Annotated in this window: 20 protein-coding genes; 14 read left to right on the top strand and 6 right to left on the bottom strand. The window is 56.6% G+C overall.

From position 1 onward, the window contains the following. Positions 1-290 precede the first annotated feature (290 nt). Positions 291-1,355: a hypothetical protein gene (locus H8F21_RS14050; protein ID WP_203584623.1), complete on the bottom strand. Its 1,065-nt coding sequence runs from the start codon at positions 1,353-1,355 to the stop codon at positions 291-293. Positions 1,356-1,858: 503 nt separating this feature from the next. On the opposite strand from H8F21_RS14050, the gene H8F21_RS14045 reads away from it, so the two are divergent. The 5 genes from H8F21_RS14045 to H8F21_RS14025 all read left to right on the top strand — a co-directional run bounded on the left by H8F21_RS14045 (position 1,859) and on the right by H8F21_RS14025 (position 5,710). After that, positions 1,859-2,191, top strand: a complete 333-nt coding sequence (locus H8F21_RS14045; protein WP_203584622.1) for a hypothetical protein — start codon at positions 1,859-1,861, stop codon at positions 2,189-2,191. Positions 2,192-2,486: 295 nt separating this feature from the next. Then, complete coding sequence (locus H8F21_RS14040; protein WP_203584621.1) at positions 2,487-2,864, top strand: hypothetical protein; 378 nt, start codon at positions 2,487-2,489, stop codon at positions 2,862-2,864. A 247-nt stretch (positions 2,865-3,111) separates the two neighbouring features. Beyond that, the gene (locus tag H8F21_RS14035; RefSeq protein ID WP_203584620.1) at positions 3,112-3,744 is read left to right on the top strand and encodes a hypothetical protein; all 633 of its coding nucleotides are present in this window, start codon (positions 3,112-3,114) and stop codon (positions 3,742-3,744) included. Continuing rightward, positions 3,728-4,375 (top strand): hypothetical protein, encoded by a 648-nt coding sequence (locus H8F21_RS14030; RefSeq protein ID WP_203584619.1) that lies wholly within the window; start codon positions 3,728-3,730, stop codon positions 4,373-4,375. Before H8F21_RS14035 ends, H8F21_RS14030 begins: the two co-directional genes overlap by 17 nt. 87 nt (positions 4,376-4,462) lie before the next feature. Continuing rightward, positions 4,463-5,710, top strand: a complete 1,248-nt coding sequence (locus tag H8F21_RS14025; RefSeq protein WP_203584618.1) for a hypothetical protein — start codon at positions 4,463-4,465, stop codon at positions 5,708-5,710. 87 nt (positions 5,711-5,797) lie between these two features. Here the strand turns inward: H8F21_RS14025 and H8F21_RS14020 are convergent, their stop codons facing one another. Further along, positions 5,798-6,100 (bottom strand): hypothetical protein, encoded by a 303-nt coding sequence (locus H8F21_RS14020; RefSeq protein ID WP_203584617.1) that lies wholly within the window; start codon positions 6,098-6,100, stop codon positions 5,798-5,800. Positions 6,101-6,535: 435 nt separating this feature from the next. On the opposite strand from H8F21_RS14020, the gene H8F21_RS14015 reads away from it, so the two are divergent. Next, the gene (locus H8F21_RS14015) at positions 6,536-7,324 is read left to right on the top strand and encodes a hypothetical protein (protein WP_203584616.1); all 789 of its coding nucleotides are present in this window, start codon (positions 6,536-6,538) and stop codon (positions 7,322-7,324) included. A gap of 291 nt (positions 7,325-7,615) precedes the next feature. On the opposite strand, the gene H8F21_RS14010 is transcribed toward H8F21_RS14015, so the two are convergent. After that, positions 7,616-8,476: an Ig-like domain-containing protein gene (locus H8F21_RS14010; protein ID WP_203584615.1), complete on the bottom strand. Its 861-nt coding sequence runs from the start codon at positions 8,474-8,476 to the stop codon at positions 7,616-7,618. Between the two features lie 492 nt (positions 8,477-8,968). Here H8F21_RS14010 and H8F21_RS14005 point away from each other — a divergent pair, with 492 nt between their 5' ends. Together H8F21_RS14005 and H8F21_RS14000 are read left to right on the top strand one after the other, a co-directional pair. Then, the gene (locus H8F21_RS14005) at positions 8,969-9,676 is read left to right on the top strand and encodes an ATP-binding protein (protein WP_203584614.1); all 708 of its coding nucleotides are present in this window, start codon (positions 8,969-8,971) and stop codon (positions 9,674-9,676) included. Positions 9,677-9,803: 127 nt separating this feature from the next. Continuing rightward, positions 9,804-10,508, top strand: coding sequence for a hypothetical protein (locus H8F21_RS14000; protein ID WP_203584613.1), 705 nt, complete (start codon positions 9,804-9,806; stop codon positions 10,506-10,508). On the opposite strand, the gene H8F21_RS13995 is transcribed toward H8F21_RS14000, so the two are convergent. Further along, a complete protein-coding gene (locus H8F21_RS13995; protein WP_203584612.1) occupies positions 10,505-10,831 on the bottom strand; it encodes a hypothetical protein in 327 nt (108 codons plus the stop codon). The genes H8F21_RS14000 and H8F21_RS13995 overlap by 4 nt on opposite strands. A 266-nt stretch (positions 10,832-11,097) precedes the next feature. On the opposite strand from H8F21_RS13995, the gene H8F21_RS13990 reads away from it, so the two are divergent. From H8F21_RS13990 to H8F21_RS29770, 4 genes are all read left to right on the top strand, one after another. Further along, entirely contained in the window at positions 11,098-11,514 is a 417-nt protein-coding gene (locus tag H8F21_RS13990) for a hypothetical protein (protein WP_203584611.1), read from the top strand. A 132-nt stretch (positions 11,515-11,646) separates the two neighbouring features. Next, complete coding sequence (locus tag H8F21_RS13985) at positions 11,647-12,405, top strand: GNAT family N-acetyltransferase (RefSeq protein ID WP_203584610.1); 759 nt, start codon at positions 11,647-11,649, stop codon at positions 12,403-12,405. A 79-nt stretch (positions 12,406-12,484) separates the two neighbouring features. Then, positions 12,485-12,973 (top strand): hypothetical protein, encoded by a 489-nt coding sequence (locus tag H8F21_RS13980; protein WP_203584609.1) that lies wholly within the window; start codon positions 12,485-12,487, stop codon positions 12,971-12,973. A gap of 673 nt (positions 12,974-13,646) precedes the next feature. Further along, positions 13,647-13,772, top strand: a complete 126-nt coding sequence (locus H8F21_RS29770; protein WP_268963065.1) for a hypothetical protein — start codon at positions 13,647-13,649, stop codon at positions 13,770-13,772. Positions 13,773-13,797: 25 nt separating this feature from the next. Here the strand turns inward: H8F21_RS29770 and H8F21_RS13975 are convergent, their stop codons facing one another. Continuing rightward, positions 13,798-14,178 (bottom strand): hypothetical protein, encoded by a 381-nt coding sequence (locus tag H8F21_RS13975; protein WP_203584608.1) that lies wholly within the window; start codon positions 14,176-14,178, stop codon positions 13,798-13,800. A gap of 374 nt (positions 14,179-14,552) precedes the next feature. Between H8F21_RS13975 and H8F21_RS29595 the strand changes: the two genes are divergently transcribed. Together H8F21_RS29595 and H8F21_RS29590 are read left to right on the top strand one after the other, a co-directional pair. Beyond that, positions 14,553-15,485, top strand: a complete 933-nt coding sequence (locus tag H8F21_RS29595; RefSeq protein WP_236043016.1) for a phosphoadenosine phosphosulfate reductase domain-containing protein — start codon at positions 14,553-14,555, stop codon at positions 15,483-15,485. Positions 15,486-15,541: 56 nt separating this feature from the next. Next, a complete protein-coding gene (locus tag H8F21_RS29590; protein WP_236043015.1) occupies positions 15,542-16,378 on the top strand; it encodes a hypothetical protein in 837 nt (278 codons plus the stop codon). An 18-nt stretch (positions 16,379-16,396) separates the two neighbouring features. Here H8F21_RS29590 and H8F21_RS13965 read toward each other — a convergent pair whose 3' ends face one another. Next, positions 16,397-16,720, bottom strand: coding sequence for a hypothetical protein (locus tag H8F21_RS13965; RefSeq protein ID WP_203584607.1), 324 nt, complete (start codon positions 16,718-16,720; stop codon positions 16,397-16,399). Positions 16,721-17,076: the final 356 nt, after the last annotated feature.

Below are 17,076 nucleotides of genomic sequence, written 5' to 3'. Positions count from 1 at the left end.
CAATACAGCCGAGTGAGTGGTTGTTACGACGAGGCAACTTTGCCTCGCTCTACGTCGTGCCACCAGCCCACAGAGTAAATCAGGCCGTTGACCGGGCCGGCATGCTTAGGAGTCCAGCCACTCCTCGAAGCTCTTCGCCGACTGGCCCAGGTCGCGGCAGGCTTGTACGTAGATGTCGTAGCGATCGCGTAGGGTTTCCATGATTGGGTCTCACTCTTAGGGGTAGAAGTGAGGAGTACCCTATCGCGATCAAAGTCGTGCCAGAACCATGCAGCCCGCGAATGGCGAAATCACTCAAGGCCTGGTGGGTTGTTCGCCATTGGGCGAAGAGTGAAGCACTCACCTTCCACGCTGACTCTGAACTGGCGTTCGGTACCGAGGTGCTGCAGCATGACTGAAAAGTGGCCTGGACCTTTGCCAGTGAGCCGCTCATCCGTAGTCACATTGTCGACGCACTGGATCGAGTGGTACTGACTGAAGCAGGAAAATGCCTGCCCGCCTTTCACGATCGTATCGCAACCATAAGCGTTCGCCAGGTCCAGAGCTGTCAGATGACGCAGGCTAACTGGGGTTGGCAGCAGTGAAGGAACAGCGCCCTCCCATGGCGTGGGCTCTCGAGGCCCCGAGCCATCCATGCTAGCAATGACGCCCTCGGTGCTTGTAGCCCACGCTTGGTATTCATCCCATGCCCGCACGGCGTCTGGGCTTGCATGCGCAGCCTTGTAGGCCTTCGAGGCCAAATAGGCAGCGAATGCAATGGCCTTAGGTTCAACACCATTTGCAGGGAGGAAACGTTGATGTAGGCACAACAGCGCGCACCAGCCTGCAACCACGTCAGCATGGACGGGTGCTTCGTCCAGGAGCTGCACAGCCGCCGAGTACTGCTGCCATGGCGCTACACCGGTGACATCCAGTTCCCAGGACTGGTTTTCACCGAGCCACAGTTCGCCGGTCAACTCATCAAAGATCCTGGCGAGAGCCGTCGAAACAACTGCCGCCGTATTGCGGGCGTAGGCAGCGAACTCGGCAGAGGAGCGGATCTCTATGACAGTTCCGGCATACGTCAGCGTATTGTCTGCCAGGATGGCTTTACCCACCTGGATCGGGGACTCAAGGGGCACTTCGGCTGGCCGGGGACTGACCTGCGCTGGGGCATGAATGTGGTCTGCCCACTCCACGACGTCCCAGTCGTAACTCAACTCATATCCGTCATCAGCAACGCGCCAGGTGCAATCGCTTTCATCGACCTTTATAAGACGGCTCTCCAGCGTTGCCCCGGTTGTGCAATGGCGTAGCCTACAGACTACAGGCTTGCCAACAGTTGGGTACCGCTCTTGGGGTTTGATCCATGCCATGGGGTGTGTTTCTCAGTTCGTGCCCCGGAGGGCCTGGCCGTACGAGCAGCAATGCCGGTAGTACGGATGATGCTGCACAGGTTAACGATCAACGTGACGTGCCAGAACCCTACAACAGGAAACCCGACAACACTGGCAAACAGGCCTGGCCCGCTTCCGGCACACGCAAGGTCATTTGAGAATGTCCGCTCATTCAGTCAGGAACAAGGTTGCACATTATGACACTCCAAAAGGGCTCCTTGCCTGGGACCGAGACTACGATTGTTCGTACGCTCGAGGTAGATATGCGTTCTGCGCCCCCATCTGCGTGCGGCGATCAACAGCAGTTGGTTGATGCGCTGCTGGCTGAGAGCGCCCCCACCCAGGCACCAGGCCCTCAACCGCCTCGGCCGCTTCGCCGGTCCCCCGAGGATTACCCAGGTGCAACGGGCGAGCTGAAAGCGCATGAGTGGAACGCTTCGTGTGCAGCCCATGACGAGCACATTGCGTGGCTTGAGGCACAGTTGAAGCACTTCAAGTCAGCCGCCAGCGCCTACGGCGATACCGCCATTTACCTGCAGGCTGAACGCAACCAGTTGCGCGAAGATGTTGCCAACGCTGAGTGGTACCAAGAGCGAAATCTCAGCGTGAAGCGAACGCTTCGCGCGAGCATAGGCGTAAAAGATGCGCATTTTGAGCTGGTTGCCGCCGCTCGGGACAAGCTTCAAATCCGAAATGAGCATCTGGTTTCGCTGCTGCGCATGTACAGCTCTCGTGGGCTTTCACCCATTTTGACAGAGGCCGAATTGTCCGAAGTCGATGCCGTACTCATGGAGTATTCGCAATGTGGGGCTTAGCCAGGGAGCCCGACTGATGACCTACCTTGATCGGTATGCCGGCCGGTTGGTAGCCGGGCGCAGCGCCTGGCTCGCTCGGGGTACCACGGCGATGCAGGTGACCTGCCGAATCGTCTTGAAAAGATCACAGGCCTGTATCGACTGAAAAACAAGGTGGCGTTTTGAGTAGGACCTATGCCTGCACAGCAGTAGGATTAGCTCCCACCAGCCAACAACGCAAACCCGCTCTCCGACCGTTCAGTTACCAGTGTTGGATGGTGCGTGAAGGCCCCAAGATAGTGAGGAGGACGCAGAGTTGAAGACACACACCCCAAAAACCGTGAAGAAAACCTTGCATGATGTAGCAATGGTTCTCGGCAATCCTGTAGCCAGCATCGGGATTCCCTTTATCCTCGCGGGCGTCATCGCTAGCCAAGCCGTCAAACCCTTCAAGGGAGATCTCAGCGGTACAACCCTAGCTTTGGTCTACATAGGGGGTACGGCCCTCCTGTGTTGGATCCTCACCGATCTCTATGCCCGGTTCACCGGGCGCCGGATCTTGCGAGCTATTGAGAAGGACTATGGTCCACTCACACGCGCTCATGTGTACAAGGTTTTTGCGGAAGCAAAGGGTGGTGACCTGATCGATCTTGATATTCCTGCCCTGGCACGCTCCTACAACGAAGCTAACTAACCCTTCCTCGTTAGCTTGTGTCTTGCCCAGCTGCCGGGTGACTCTCGGCAGCTTCACAACCTCAGATCAACTTCGAGTTACGCAGCCACCGTCGAACCGAGAGCGTGAAATTCGGAGTGCCTATTTTGGCTGGGCCCGTCCCGCCTTCCGCGATAGCCTCTCCTCCCAGCAAGGGTGGTTCAGTGCTTCTGGCACATCGGCATGCACCGCACACTTGGCGCTCCATATTTGCCTCAGGGAGTAAGGCATGAACCGAATTAACGCACTTGAAACAGTCCTGCGCGGCTTGCGAGAGAATGCATGTGAGGTTGATCGCCAGGCGATCGATGCAGTTCTGGCCATTCCAGTCAGCACCCAAATTGTGCCGATTTCCACGCCTGCTCACTATGGCTGGCTCATGGACAACATGGTCCTGGTCCGCAGCGATGACCGAGCTGAACATCTTCAGCAAGCTGGACAGGTTCTGATGAAGCTATACGACGGTGAAGCACTCGCAGCGGCTCAGGGTAACGCCGCTGAGCGTGAAGGGCTGATCACTTACCTTCATGGCCGAATGGTCGCGTACAAGAACCTCTACGAATCCACGCTGCTCGCCACTCAGTTCAACACATGTAACTGCGGTCACACCGGCGACTTGGAGCGTGAGCGCTGCGGCAAAGATGGCAATGCATTCGCTGTTCGCTGCCCGGCATGCAACAAATCAGTACAGGCCTTCACGGAGGCTGGTCTGCCAGCGTCCTGGAACGCAGTGAACCGTAAACATGCGCCGGTGCCTTTTACGGATGAAGCTGGACCAGGTACCGGCCAATTTGCCACGGAACAGATCTGCAGTCCGGGGATGAAGCAAGCGGCCGGGGGTAGTGATGGTTCAGCAAAGTAGGCAGAAAGAGCACGCCATCGAATTTACCGGCCCGAAGGTGCGCGCCACACTGGCCGGGGCCTGCTCAGTTACCCGTCGTATCGTCAAAAAGGCAGCTGCGCAATGGTTGATCGACCACTCACCTGACTGGGTGGTGAGCAAAGCCTACGACCTTTGCCCATTCGGCCAACCTGGTGACTACCTGTGGGTGCGCGAGGCATGGAGTCAGGATTTCTCACAGCACTACCCCTACACAACGACCTGGTACCGCGCCGACGACGATCGTGCCTACGAGATCGTGGAACGGGACGGGATTCGAGGGATCTGGAGCCCAGAGCACAGTGAGCATGTCCCCTTCCGCTGGCATTCCAGCCGCTGCATGCCCCGGAAAGCCAGCCGAATCACCCTCCGGATGATTGGCTTAAAGGTTGAGCGGCTACACGACATCACCGAGAGTCAAATCATCGCCGAAGGTGTTAGGCCGATGCGGGACGGAAGCGGTACCTGGATTGGTAGAGAGGGTCCAGGCCGCATGGTTACGCCCTGGCTAACTGCGCGAGAAGCATTCATCGATTTATGGGAAGCCAGGCACGGTCCCGGCAGCTGGGCAGCTAACCCTTGGGTTTGGGCAATTGAATTTTCGAGAGCATAGCCATGATCAATAAACAGCAGCCCCACGCGATGGCGCAGCAGCAGGCCATCGACCAATTCCCCATTCCAACTGCAGGGGACGTAAAACATGACTGCTAGTCAAACTTGGAGAATGCTCCCGGTACCGCTGACTGCGGAAATGGAAGTAGCTTTCACTGAGGCCTGGTACGCCAAACGCCGATGCATCGACGACGTCGACATGGCAGATGCATGGCAGGCTGCGTGCGAAGCCGCACCCTCGCCTCCCCTTGACCCGCACACAGAGTCGCTTAGCCGCCAGGTGGGCAGGCTCAACTCCATGCTACTCACTGCCGGTTCCAACCGTGAAAAGCTGCAACTTGCAAACGGGGAGTTACTCACCCTGTTGCGGGAATCACTCAAGATCGATGAGCATGGCTTCTACAACGTGACCATGTGCCCGAACTACCGCCAGCGGGTTCGTGAAGTACTCCAGAAGCACGAGCCTCGCCGGCCGAATCAACCGTCAGTGGTCGACGATGACATTGACCATCTGCAAAAAGCGCTGGAGGCCGAGCGGCCTGGGTCGGAGGACATCAGATGCATTCTCCATGACACCATTGCACGAGCTGAAGCCGAACGCGATGCTGCACTTGCCGAGCTCAAGGCTCTTCAAGATCAACGCGTCCCGGTGAAATTGGTCGTGGTGCACAGAGGCCATGAAGTTGATGAGCCTCAACTGAGATTCAGCGACGACTTTGCCCGGGAGTTCGATGGCTTGCCGGCAGGCACTGAGGTCTCACTTTACACCCGCCCTTCTCCTTCTCGCTTCCGCGGTGAGGGTTTGGCCGACCTACGATTCCCCACCATGCTCCGCCAGATGTGGTCCGGCGGTGACGTGCAGGCCTGGCTCGACGACCAGATGCCGATGTATGCCTGGCCAGGCCTGCAGCGTGCCTCGTTCCAGTCCCGTGTTGGCCCGTGGCTGATCGAGTGCTTCGGACAGGACATCGCCAACGACAAACAGGAGCGAAACCATCGTTTCCTCGAAGAAGCATTGGAGCTGGTCCAAGCTTGCGGGGCCACCGAGAGTGAAGCACACCAGCTTGTCGACTACGTGTTTGCCCGCGAGGTCGGCGAACAACCACAGGAGGTAGGCGGTGTCATGGTGACTCTGGCCGCGCTCTGCTATGCCCATGAGTTGCGTATGCACCAGGCCGGCGAAACCGAACTCGATCGAATCAGCAATCCCGAAGTGATGTCGCGAATCCGGGATAAGCAGAGTCGAAAGCCAGCTTTCGGGCCGCTGCCTGGCGTGTATCCGGATCGTGAGCCTATCGATAGCGGTGCGCCCACCCTCCACAGCACCCACAAGTAGGAACGACAGGCCAAGCGGCCAGGTGGCCGATGGTTTCGATGTTGCCAGCCCCGCTGGTCTGCACCAGCGGGGAATAATTCAAACCCCTCAGCTCTCAGTTACCCGAGCCCGCAGTTCAAACGCATAAGCCAAAGCCACGAGGCCACACAATGTGGCCATCCCGCGCGGCCCGGGAACCGAGTAAAAGAGGTTGCACATTGCCCCGAGGACCATCAAGAAGGTCAGCAAGCCGCGGGCGATGGTCCAGCGCCGTTCGCGCCGGGCTCTGACCTCCTTTTGTTTTTCCTTCTGCTCAATGAGTGCCAGGCAATGCCGAATTTCATCGCCGGTAGCTTCGCCATTTCTCCACTTTTCACGAATCAAGGAGATTTCGTCACATTGCACGGTCATTAAAGTACTCCAGAAAAGTAGGTATCTAAGCCGCTCTAGGCCAGCCTGACCAGGGAATAGTACTTGAGGTGTGGGTTAGCACAATCCAAAACCGATGTTCAGATTACTTGCCCCTGAATTGAGGATTTCAAGTCATTGTTTTGGCTTTGGATTCCTATGACCAATACGTATATTTCCCCGGGTCAGCCATGGATGGTCCAGTCGTTTAGACCGTATAGGTGTTACCCATTGAAAAACCCCATCCTCAGCTACTTCTCACAGCGGCGCATGGGCCCAAATGGTCCAACAGGACCCAGCCACGCAACAGACGGGGAATGCCGGCGAACGCTGTGCGGCCGCGCAATTCCAATGGAGAGCGCTATCAAGCCACTACGCGATGCGGGCGGAACCGTTACGTGCCGAACTTGTAGCCAGGCCCTGAAGAAGAGAAATGTAGTGGACACCTACATCGGGCCCACTTCCTTTTTTACTGGCGGCAGCACGGTGATTGGTGACCTGGTACTGAGTGATTTTGGCTGGGGCGGTTTCGATCGGACGTTTGAACACTTCTTTGCATACGGACACCTGCCGGATGGTCAGCTGCTCGATGCAGCACGCAACCTCGCTTCAAACGATCTCCCCGGCTGGAAAGAGCACCATGACACCGTATTCCAACACTGGGTCACGACCACCTTAGAGGTACACGAATACCCTCAGTGCTTTAGGCGATTCGAGCGTCATCGTGATCTGGATGACGAGTTCTATACGTCCCATCGCGTCAATGAGTTGAACATCACCGTGTTGCGGCACGAGTCCTGGCCGTTGATTTCCAGCCCCAGGCTTTCGGATAGACGCGAAACTGAATACGCGGTACGGCGCTTTGTTGATTGGCACCGCGGCGCGCGCCAGCTCGGTAGACCGGCTACCCCGAGCGACGTTGAGATCGATCAAACCCCGGGGTACACGGTAGTAGGCGTACCTCCTGGCGGACTTGATGAATTATGCCTGGAGTGGCCGTCAGCAAGCTTTGAAGAGGCAATGGTGAGCATTCTGCGTCACGAAGCGAACGGTGCTACAAACTTGTCCTTGGTAGGTGACGGGTGCGGCCTTGACCTGGAACAGCTCAAGGGTGATGCGGGGACCATTATCCGGTACGGCATACGGAAACATGGGCCGGACACCCCATTTCATAACTTTCTGCAGTGGTACGAGGTGGGTGGGCCATCTGAAGACACCCACAGCTAGGCCATTTCCAAACGTCAGCTTTGAATAGGTGAATAGGTGAGCACGATTTAAGATTTACGTGCTCGACGTAACGGGGTTCTGGAAAGCTCAGCGGGCGAGTTGAAACCGTTTATATCCCCAAGCTAGAGGGCGGCAGGCTTGAGCATTATATGCTTGCCGATCGTCTGCCTAGTCTTGGCTCGGCCTTTTGACGGTGAGCAGCCACTTTTACTGGAAATGCTAATCTCACTGGCCAGTGGGCGAGACAGCCCTCCCAGCCCATTCCTCGGGCTGGGAGTGGTTAATTTCGATCTAGTGGCCGCCGCCGCCGTACGAGATATTGATTGTCACCCTAACGTCCTTAATGACTGTTGAGCCTCCATTCGTCGCGGTGAACCTGATAACCCCTTCGTGGGAACCATTACCCCTCGCAATAATTCTGTACTGAGTATCTGTTCTTTTTTCTACCTCAATCTTGTTGCCGGAGATAACAAAGGCGCTGGTCGTACCGCCATTTGGCAGTGAGAGAAAGTAGTCAAAGCCAAAGCGAGCGTTTGGATTACGGTCGCTAGACATCTTGCTGTAGCGGACCGAGTCATCCCCTCCGATCGAAACATCGGCTGGCTTGGTCCCGACCGCGGTTTGTGTCAGGGTGATTAATATCGTTTGGTAGATTGGCTGGGCATTGCCTCTGTTCCGTATGGCTCCGGTTACAGCGCTCTGCTCCCGGTCCTGGCGGTAGGCAATCTGGTTCTGCGCGCAGGTCGAGCTTTGAGTGAACGATGCGCCAGAGGCAACGGAGGACGTAGCCGGCGTCCACGCGGCACAGTTATAGGCTGCGCCATAGTCCGCCCAGCCCGTATAGGCCGGCGCGATAGGCACCCATTTGTCCGTAAACGGAATAATGATTGAGCCCGTCCCACCATCCTCAGACGTCACCGCAGTAACCGTAGCGCTACCAATCACGCTTGAGGAACGGAGTTGCACTGTCGCGACACTGTCCTCGTCTGTCTCAGACTGGGGCACACTCAGGTTGCCACTGGTGGTATTCCAGTTGACGACGATCCCTTTCCCCAGTCCGACTCCGTAATAGTCTGTGAGCCTGGCGGTGATAGTTGCGATCTCACCTGTCGCCGCCAACGACACCGGGTTGGAGATCAACTCGATCTTCACGGGCATCTCACACGTGCGCCACCCCCCGCCGTTTTCACACACGACTGGTTGCCAACCGCTTGCCCCACTGCCAGAGATCCTGATCCCCTTCCAGGCCCCATCGGCAGATGCAAGTCCTACCGACAAAATTGCAATTACTGCAGCGCATGCGGCTAAAACGTTGCTGCGCCTATAGCGAGTCCATCTCGATCCTGTTACGGGTTGCATAGCGAAGCTCCGGTTTATTTTTGTGTGATTAAGTGTGTCCGTTAGCTCTTCATTTTCGCAACCCAAAACACCATCTCGGAATCCGGCAAAAATCACGCGCCAGGGCCGTTGGTTCCTGCCTGTTGCTGTCCGCCCCGGGGGTGTCCAAGGTCCTCAACTCCTCGATCACGGCCTAGGGGAATGGAAATCAGGTCACCGGGAGAATCTTGGCGAGCGAATCATCCGTTAGACTCACGCATTCACGACACGCAGCCCCATGCGCGCCACAACATTCTGGAGTCGAAGATGTTCTTCGCAGACGTAAAGTCAGCCTGGCTTGCTGGAGAGGTCAAAATTGGCCTACCGCCCTTCAACTTTCTGTCTCAGGCCAATTGCCAACTCACCGTAGAAGCGCGCGGAATCATGGGGCTTAAGGCCAAGCTGCTGTCCCGTTCCGACCGCATGAAGCTTCTGCAGCTGGTACAGCAGACTACTGGCCACCTCGAACGAGAGCTGCCTTACATGGCCATTCGTCAATGGCTGGAAGCTGGGAGGGCTGTATTACTGACCGGCCGGGCAGGATGCGGGAAATCACGCTTCCTTAAGGACGCCCTGCCAGATGCCACCTACGTCAACGGCCGGACCTCCGATCTGTCGAAGACACACTGGTTTTGGCACCAGGTGACCAAGGATCCGCACCTGCCACTGGTGATTGATGAGGCCAGGGCATTCCCCGAGCTGGTCCTGGTCGAGATGCTGAGGATCGTAAGAGAGCAAGGCCGCGGTTACGTGCTCGTCGAGCAGTCCCAGGAAGGTCAAGCGTTCAATACCTTATGGCAACTAATGACAGGTGCTCCGGTTAACCCCTCGGGATACGCGGACAGGCAGTTCGTATGGGTAAAGATGGTTTCGTTTGATGGCGCTGAAGCATCAGCAAAGTGGGTGGGCAAGGTGGTTGAGGAGCATTGCCTACGCGGCTCTGGCCTGGGACCTGCAATACGTCTGGCTCAGTAAATTTGTAGCTATTGATAATCCTCTATCCCCCGGCTCACTGGGATCTGAAGGACTGAAATCCGGCTTCTGGCACGCACCGAGTCAGGTGAAGATGGCGTCATCAACTCCAAACACAGGTATTGCCGATATGAACTTCCCTGCCCAGACCAACCAGCCAGGCCAGCCTAAATACGTCCGTTTCGAGGTGCAGCACTGCCTTCGTGTTATGTACGGCATCGACTCCCAGTATCTACCCGTTGACCAGCGCCAGGTCGCAGCTGTGCTCGAGCCCGTTAGCAGTGTGCAGAGCCTTGATGATCACCCCAACCTCTCCCTGATCATCTCGCAGCAGCCAAACGGCGTGGAGCACGCACTGATTGATCACTGTGACGGCGATGTGTATCTCGCTGCCGACGCCGGCCAAGACCCAAATTCGGTCGTCAGCATGGCGCGCTTCGCAGGAGAGGCCTGGCGGGTTGTGGGCTATGAGGAAGGGTTCCCAGATGAGCCATACCAGATGATGGTCTCTGACAGCCTGTTGGCGGCCCAGACCATGTGCAACGGCTTACAGGCCCTGCTCAAGCCAGTTCGCGTAGTGCTCGGGATGAATGGTGGAGCTCAGCAGTTCATCTGCTCCGACCGCGCGGCGGAGTTGTTGGTAATGGACAGCGCATACGCTGAATTGAACAAAGAAAACGGCTCGCTGGTGATCTCCAGCCCGTACGTAGGGCACATGGACGAATACGCTGGTGAGCATTACCGGTCGACCCCACTGACCGAAATGGTGCAACACTTCTGGGACCAGATCCCGGGCCCCGAAGCAGGATCTCAAGAAGCCTCCCAACGGGTTTAATGCCGCCTGGGTTTCCACAGCCCCGCGCTGGATGAGGATGCCTCACCAGCGCCACTTGAGTTTTTTGACCGTGCAGCCCCGACCTTTTGTCTTGAAGCTGGCTGCTCTGCCTTGCCCGCCCCCTCTTCTACTTGCCGTAGGTAGTCACGCCACTCGGCCTGCTCGGTATCATCGTGAGGGATCGAATGCCCTTGCACCTGGAGATCGCGCTTGAGCTTATCCCTGCTAGCTGCATCCAGGGCGTAGTTGTTGATCGTGAATCCCTCTTTCACCTTCTCTTGCACCTTTTCTTCCAGGAACTTGCTCCATTCAGCCTTATTCATGGGGTTACCTCGCGCCGTGGAGATCCAAGCGTTTGGGGGCAATGGCGTCACCGGTGATGCATAAGCGTAGGCCGGGGCAAAGAGCTGTCAAATTGGCCCAGTTCCCCTTCCCCACTAATACCGATAACGCTGAGCCCTCTATCCGCCACCAGGCATGCAAATTTTGGCCGCCTGAGCTACCAGGAGAAATAAACCGCTGCATGGTTCTGGCACGGATTAAACAGCCCCAAGCTTTGCTCCAACGTCATTTACCCAGGAGCACGACAATGAACAACCAACCCCAGCGCGCAAGCGCCATCGTCAACATCACCGCTGCTGCCCAGGCCCCGATGTTCAAACACCATGCTTGTCCGATCTGCGAAGATACGGGCCTCGTAGCAACTGAACACAAAAACGACGCCGGTGAGTTTCTCAATGGCCGCTGCTGGAAGAAGTGCGAAGCAGCTGATGCGGTAGTGTGGAGTTCCACGCAGGAACAGTGGGTCCGTCCTACTGAGCAGATTCGATTCACACTGCGCAAATGCGAAGCCAGCACCAAGAAACCCTGGATCGTTGAAGACACCCACTCCGACCCAGCCGAGGATCCTGTGCTTTACCACTTCGCCAGCAAAGCCAAGGCGGAGCACTTTAAAACTGAAATGGAAGCCGAGCATGGGAAACCATCGGAACCGGCTACGCACTGAGCAGCATCCACCAAGACCCGACTCTTCGATGCTGTAACGTCGATAAGAATCAACGCACAAACCTGCCCACGCGGCTAAGGAACCCAGGTGCCACTGAAAAGAGCCTCTCACCAACTCGAACAATGCTGTTACGTGAAGCATTTGCTCGTGTTCGAGCACCAGATCGGTAACCGGCGAGATGTCACTCCGGTTGTCACTGAATACACTCGTGCGGCCGTTGGCTCCGCACCAGAGGGTCAGTACGAATTTTTCCGCGCCCGGGCTGTTCACTCCTCCGCGATGGGGTCGAGCTTCCATGGCTGGCACAACCAGGTATCGATCACGATATGTCATCTCACCAAGCAAGTGAAGATCGGTCCGACCGGTCAGTTGATCATGAGTCACCGTGGACGCGGCCTGGGGCCGGCGCTCATGGCCTGCGTCATCACCTGGCTGAAGGAGCGTGGTGTCCCTGAATACACCATCGCCCCGGGCTTCCTATCCTCAGTCGACGCTAGCAGCGACGCTGCCCGTGAACAGCGCAACCGGTTCTATATGGCGTTCGGGTTCGTCCTATCCAAGTATGACGGCACCCAAACAGGCCTCGATGTCGTTGAAGGATCGTTTACTGCCGAGAATGTTGGGGCCCTGACTGTGCCCGACCGTTACCAGGACCGTTTGAAACCCTGGTTCGACTTTGAAGATGAACTCAAAGACGAACGCGAATCGGGCGTTCGATGTCTCGCTGAGCTCAAGGCCATGGATCAGTGGACACATAACAAGTCGTCGTTCGGCCGCTGGTTGCTGCGCATCATGGGCTGGCCAGTGGGGTTTGCCACTCGGCACTTGCACAAACGTAAGCCCTGGGAACCTGAACAGCCCGGTCCTAGGAAATCCCAAGCCGGCCGTTAATCTCTTTACGGAGTTGTCCCAAGCTTTGTACTCCGATGCGCCGGAGACCTTAGCCCCCCTCCAAAACAGGAGATCAGAAATGAAACATGCATTGTTGTTGGCTGCGGCGATTTTCGCCATCGCCTCCCCCGTGTTGCAGGCTGCCGATCGCCTGCAGGTGAACACTGAAGTGACGGTTGATGGGAAAGTGGTTCACCACATGACGGCCTACGTCGCTAACGGCGAGAAGATCCACTACTCACGCAACAAAACCCACGAGGTTGTGACGGGTGTTGTCGCCGGTAAACCTCATAAGAAGCTCGAACCCATCGGCTTTGAAGCGAACATTACGCCCCGTATCACCTCCGACGGTGAAGTGCTGATCACCAGCTCAGCGTCGTACGTAGGGGTTAACAGCGAATCCCCCGACACCTCCGCCGGCAGCTCCATCAAGATCACTGACTTTTGGCAGCATCGCCTGGGAGCTACCCGCTTAGGTGACCTCGGTGAGCGGATCAGCCTGGATCATCTGGAGAAGTCAAGCTCAGGCCATACCGTCGATGTAGCTGTAACCGTTACCCGAACCTGATCCACTCAGCTGCCCTCTTCTGTCACGGGCAGCATTCGAGAAGTAGCGTAGGGTCAAGCCTGGCCCTACCTACAACCCTTCCCAGCTCCGCATAAACTGCCAATTCCGACACCGTGATTTGAGTTGCGCACCCTGTTGGTTGCCATCACCCTTGATCCCCCACACAGGTCATGGATCACATCGACATGAAATGGCTTTTCACCAGGCACCTCCCGCTTCTACTTGCGCTTGCCGGCACCGCGGCGATCGCGACTCCCCCTGTTGCGGCCAGCCAGGCCGCCCGCGACCGGGGCCCATCCCCCAGCGCTGCAGCCTTCGCCGCTTGTGTAGGTCACAAACTCGGCGACCGCGTCCTGGTGAAGGCGTCACGTGGGAAGACACTGCGTGGCGTCTGCAGGACCTACCGAGGCGAACTGGCAGCCCGGACACACATCCGTCACAAGAAGCAGAAAGGGTGGTGGGACAGGATCATGGCATGGTGAGAGTGATTCACTACAAGTAGCCCACCAGGTGGGGAGACACAGGTTCGAGTAAATACGGTGTCTCGCTTCTGCCACGTAGGAATAGGCAATAGCCTGGTGTCACATATTTGAGGATGCCCAATGGCCACGTTAGCCTTCTGTGACTTTGAGATGCGTTGGAAGCACTCCAGGTTGCTTCTTCCGAGGCATCCGTGATCACGCTGGTTGAGCAAATCGATCAGCAGTTCAATGCCGATGTGCTTGATGTGAGCCCCGAACAGTGGGCGCGCCTATCGTCTGAGGTGATGGTGGCGCAACGTCGAATCCGCGGGGATTAACAACGCTGCAGGCAGCCAAGGCAGCTCAATTGAATAGATGACTGGCAGCAGGCTGCGCACCAGTTATCGTCGACACAATGTTATGACTCGCCAGCCATTCAGAAATCTTCACAAGAGAGTGAGGGTTGCCACTCGCCACCGAGTAGACGAACCCAGTACTGAGCAGCACCAGCACACTCCGATCATCAAATACGAACAGACTGAAATCAGCAGACTGTTCATAGTGGATGAACTTGGCAGAGTTGACGGCCTCAGGCACGAGCCAGTCAAACCCTCGGCCGGCGTCTGGATTGACCAACTGAGCCAGCAGAATGGCACGTCGCTCCTTAGCCGGCACTACTGGCCTGTTGGAGGCCTGGATGGTGGCGTCGACTAGCGCCAGATGTTCAAACAGGCTGGTGGGCACTCGCCAGTCCTCATAATCCTGAAAGGTACTGCGTAGGATAACGCCGTGCGGGGCGATGGCGAGCATAATTTATGGGTGGGCGGTGTCATTGATTGCTGCAGGTGCTTCGAGCCTACGCGAGCTAGCGCCAGCAGCTCTGTCGATCAGATAGGCCTTCCAGGGCTGGTGCGCGCGCCGGCCAACTTTTTCCATTCCTCTCCTTGGATTTCAAATTCGACCCGCCCTGAACCCTTGAGATAGGGGCTGCAACCACTGGATCAACCTCAGCGGCATCAACAGTCACTGGCCCCTAAGTACCATCTAGGGGTTCTGGCACGCCGATACCACCCTGAAAATGGGCTCATTCTGATATTGATCAAAGTGAGCACGACGTCATGTCCACAGTACAGACCAAGCTGAACCAAAGCATTCAGGCAGGCCTTTTCGAGGAGGCTCAGCCTGCTGATGCTCGACCCTCGACTGTGGAGCTGAGCTTCGATCAAAAGGTGGTTGCTGCCATAACCGCCATTAAGCAACAGGTGCTGGCTGGCCGGCACCTGGTGGTCGCATGGTCGGGTGGCAAAGATTCATCGGTAACGCTTAACCTGGCGTTCACGGCCCTACGCGAACTGAAAGCAGAAGGCGTCGAGATCCCCACCCTTCATTGCATACATTCAGACACCCGCATGGAAAACCCCAGGGTACTCATGTACAACAAGGGCCAGATTAAATCGATCGAGGCACATGCAGTTGCTACCGGCATCCCGACCCGGGTATGGGTTGCCTCTCCCACTCTGAGCAACGACTATCTGGTGGCGCTACTTTCGGGCCGCTCAATCATGAGCGTTGGGGCAAACACGAAATGTAGCGTGATGGCAAAGGGGACTGCCCTGGACCGTATCAAGCGCCAAGTGCGTGCATTTGTGGCTGAAAAGACTGGCGTCAAACCTAAGCATGCAAACTTGGTGAGCTTGATCGGCACTCGATTCGACGAGAGCACTTCCCGCGCAACCAAAATGAAGGAGCGAGGCGAAAGCTCGATCGAGGCTGTTGATGCCATGGACGATGGGCAAATGGTATTGAGCCCTATCGCAGACTGGAACACCTTCGATGTATTCACCTACATCGGACACGTGCGGTCGCAAAAGATCGAAGCTTACGACCCGTTCGATGAGTTGGTCTCTATCTACCGCGATGCAAATGGTGGCGAATGCATGGTGAACAGCTTTTTGAGCGGGAAGGAGCAAGCGCGGCCAGCCTGCGGGGCCAGGCTCGGTTGCTGGAATGCGCGAGGATTTCGTCAGATTCTAGTGGAGACAATATCATAGCCAGCGAGGGAGGGGCTTACAGATGGATGGCTCCGCTACGTGACTTACGTGCATTCATGATCGCCAAACACTTCGATCCCTCGGCGCGGTGCTGGCTGGCGCGCACCGTAAACGAGGAGACCGGGACCATAAAAGTTGTCCCGAATTCATACAGCCCGAAACACGTCCTGGATCTGCTGCGCATCATGTTGACCATTCAGATCCGCGAGGAGATCGCCGCCAGCAAGCTCGGAATCGCACCGCGCTTTACCATACTGGATGAACGTCAACTGATCGCAATCGACTTCATTTCAGCCCGCTATGGGTACCAGAATTCGTTTGTGGCCCTGCGCACCTACAAAGAGATCTATGAGGGTGGGAAGCGCTACGAGATCCCAGACCTGGACTCTATTCCGAAATTCACAGAGAAAGACGTCTCCTTCCGTGCAGAAGTTCCATTTGCCGACGCCGAGTATCACAGCGCCTGGCGAGGGTTTCGCAACCTGTCCCACGCTATGATCGACTGGGAGGCCACCACCACACTCGCGGACGGGACCATTGTCCAGGCCGCCAACATCGGCAACGAATTTGAAATCGACGAAGAAGGTGCTGAGCTCTTCATGGGGTTCGATCTTGATTACGCCCTTGAGCGCATAGGCCTACTCGACAATCCAATGGGAGTTGTCGACTACTTTGTTGGCCTAGGGACGGTCACCCTTTACAAAGGCAGCCTCGGGGAATGGGATCGGATGGCCAGAATCAGTAACCAGATCTTCGCCCATGGAATCAAGTCGATCCTTCATGACCCCCACGCTCTGGTGGTGGCGTTGCGGGCGAAGTTCAACGTTGAACCAGTGATTGCACCACCCCGGGCTGGGCAAAATGCCGTAGCCCAAATTTCGTTCTGGCTTTAGAACGCAGCGCTTGCGACCCTACAGAGGACTTTTCGCGACTCGCCGGTTCGTTTCAGAGCTCGCTCTATCCGGCTTTGCAGGTACCAGCCAGACCAGCTGGCTGCGCAAGGCTAAAATCCCACCGAGGGCCAGTAGGACAGTGCCCGTGCAAGTCGACAAGACGAGTCCGAAAGCGATGTCAGGCCAAGCAGCTGCCATTTGAGTCGCATTCGGTGATCCAGCAATGACTGTATCAACTACCATTTGGTTGGTTCGCATGATCGCCATGTAACCGGCGGTACCCGTCATTGCTGACGCGAGCAGCAGCAATACACCAAAAAATGTCCTATTCACTTCCTTCATAACCCTCCTCAGGAATTGGTTGTTCGGCAACGGGATTCGTAGCCAGCCCAAGTAGCCTAACGTCCGGCATCATTGAAGGCTATTCAAACCATAGTGCCGAAATTCAATCATCCAATTTACCCGCAAACCAACCGATCCTGGGAGGTGCTGGCCTACCGGCGGACCCTGCCCATTTCGGGTTTGTGGTCGTTCATACCGGCGGCGGCTGCATGGCGTTAAGAAAGCAAATCGGTGACTACTACATGCTGATCACTTCGGAGGACGGTTGTTACCTACCCGACCAGGACGGCTGGGAAGAATATCTGATTGGTGTGTACCGAGATTCTGATGATGCCGAAATCTCAATCATGACGGCG

It is taken from the genome of Pseudomonas arcuscaelestis (assembly GCF_016881005.1).
GTDB classification, from domain to species: domain Bacteria; phylum Pseudomonadota; class Gammaproteobacteria; order Pseudomonadales; family Pseudomonadaceae; genus Aquipseudomonas; species Aquipseudomonas arcuscaelestis.
This window is presented reverse-complemented; position numbering and strand designations above follow the sequence as displayed.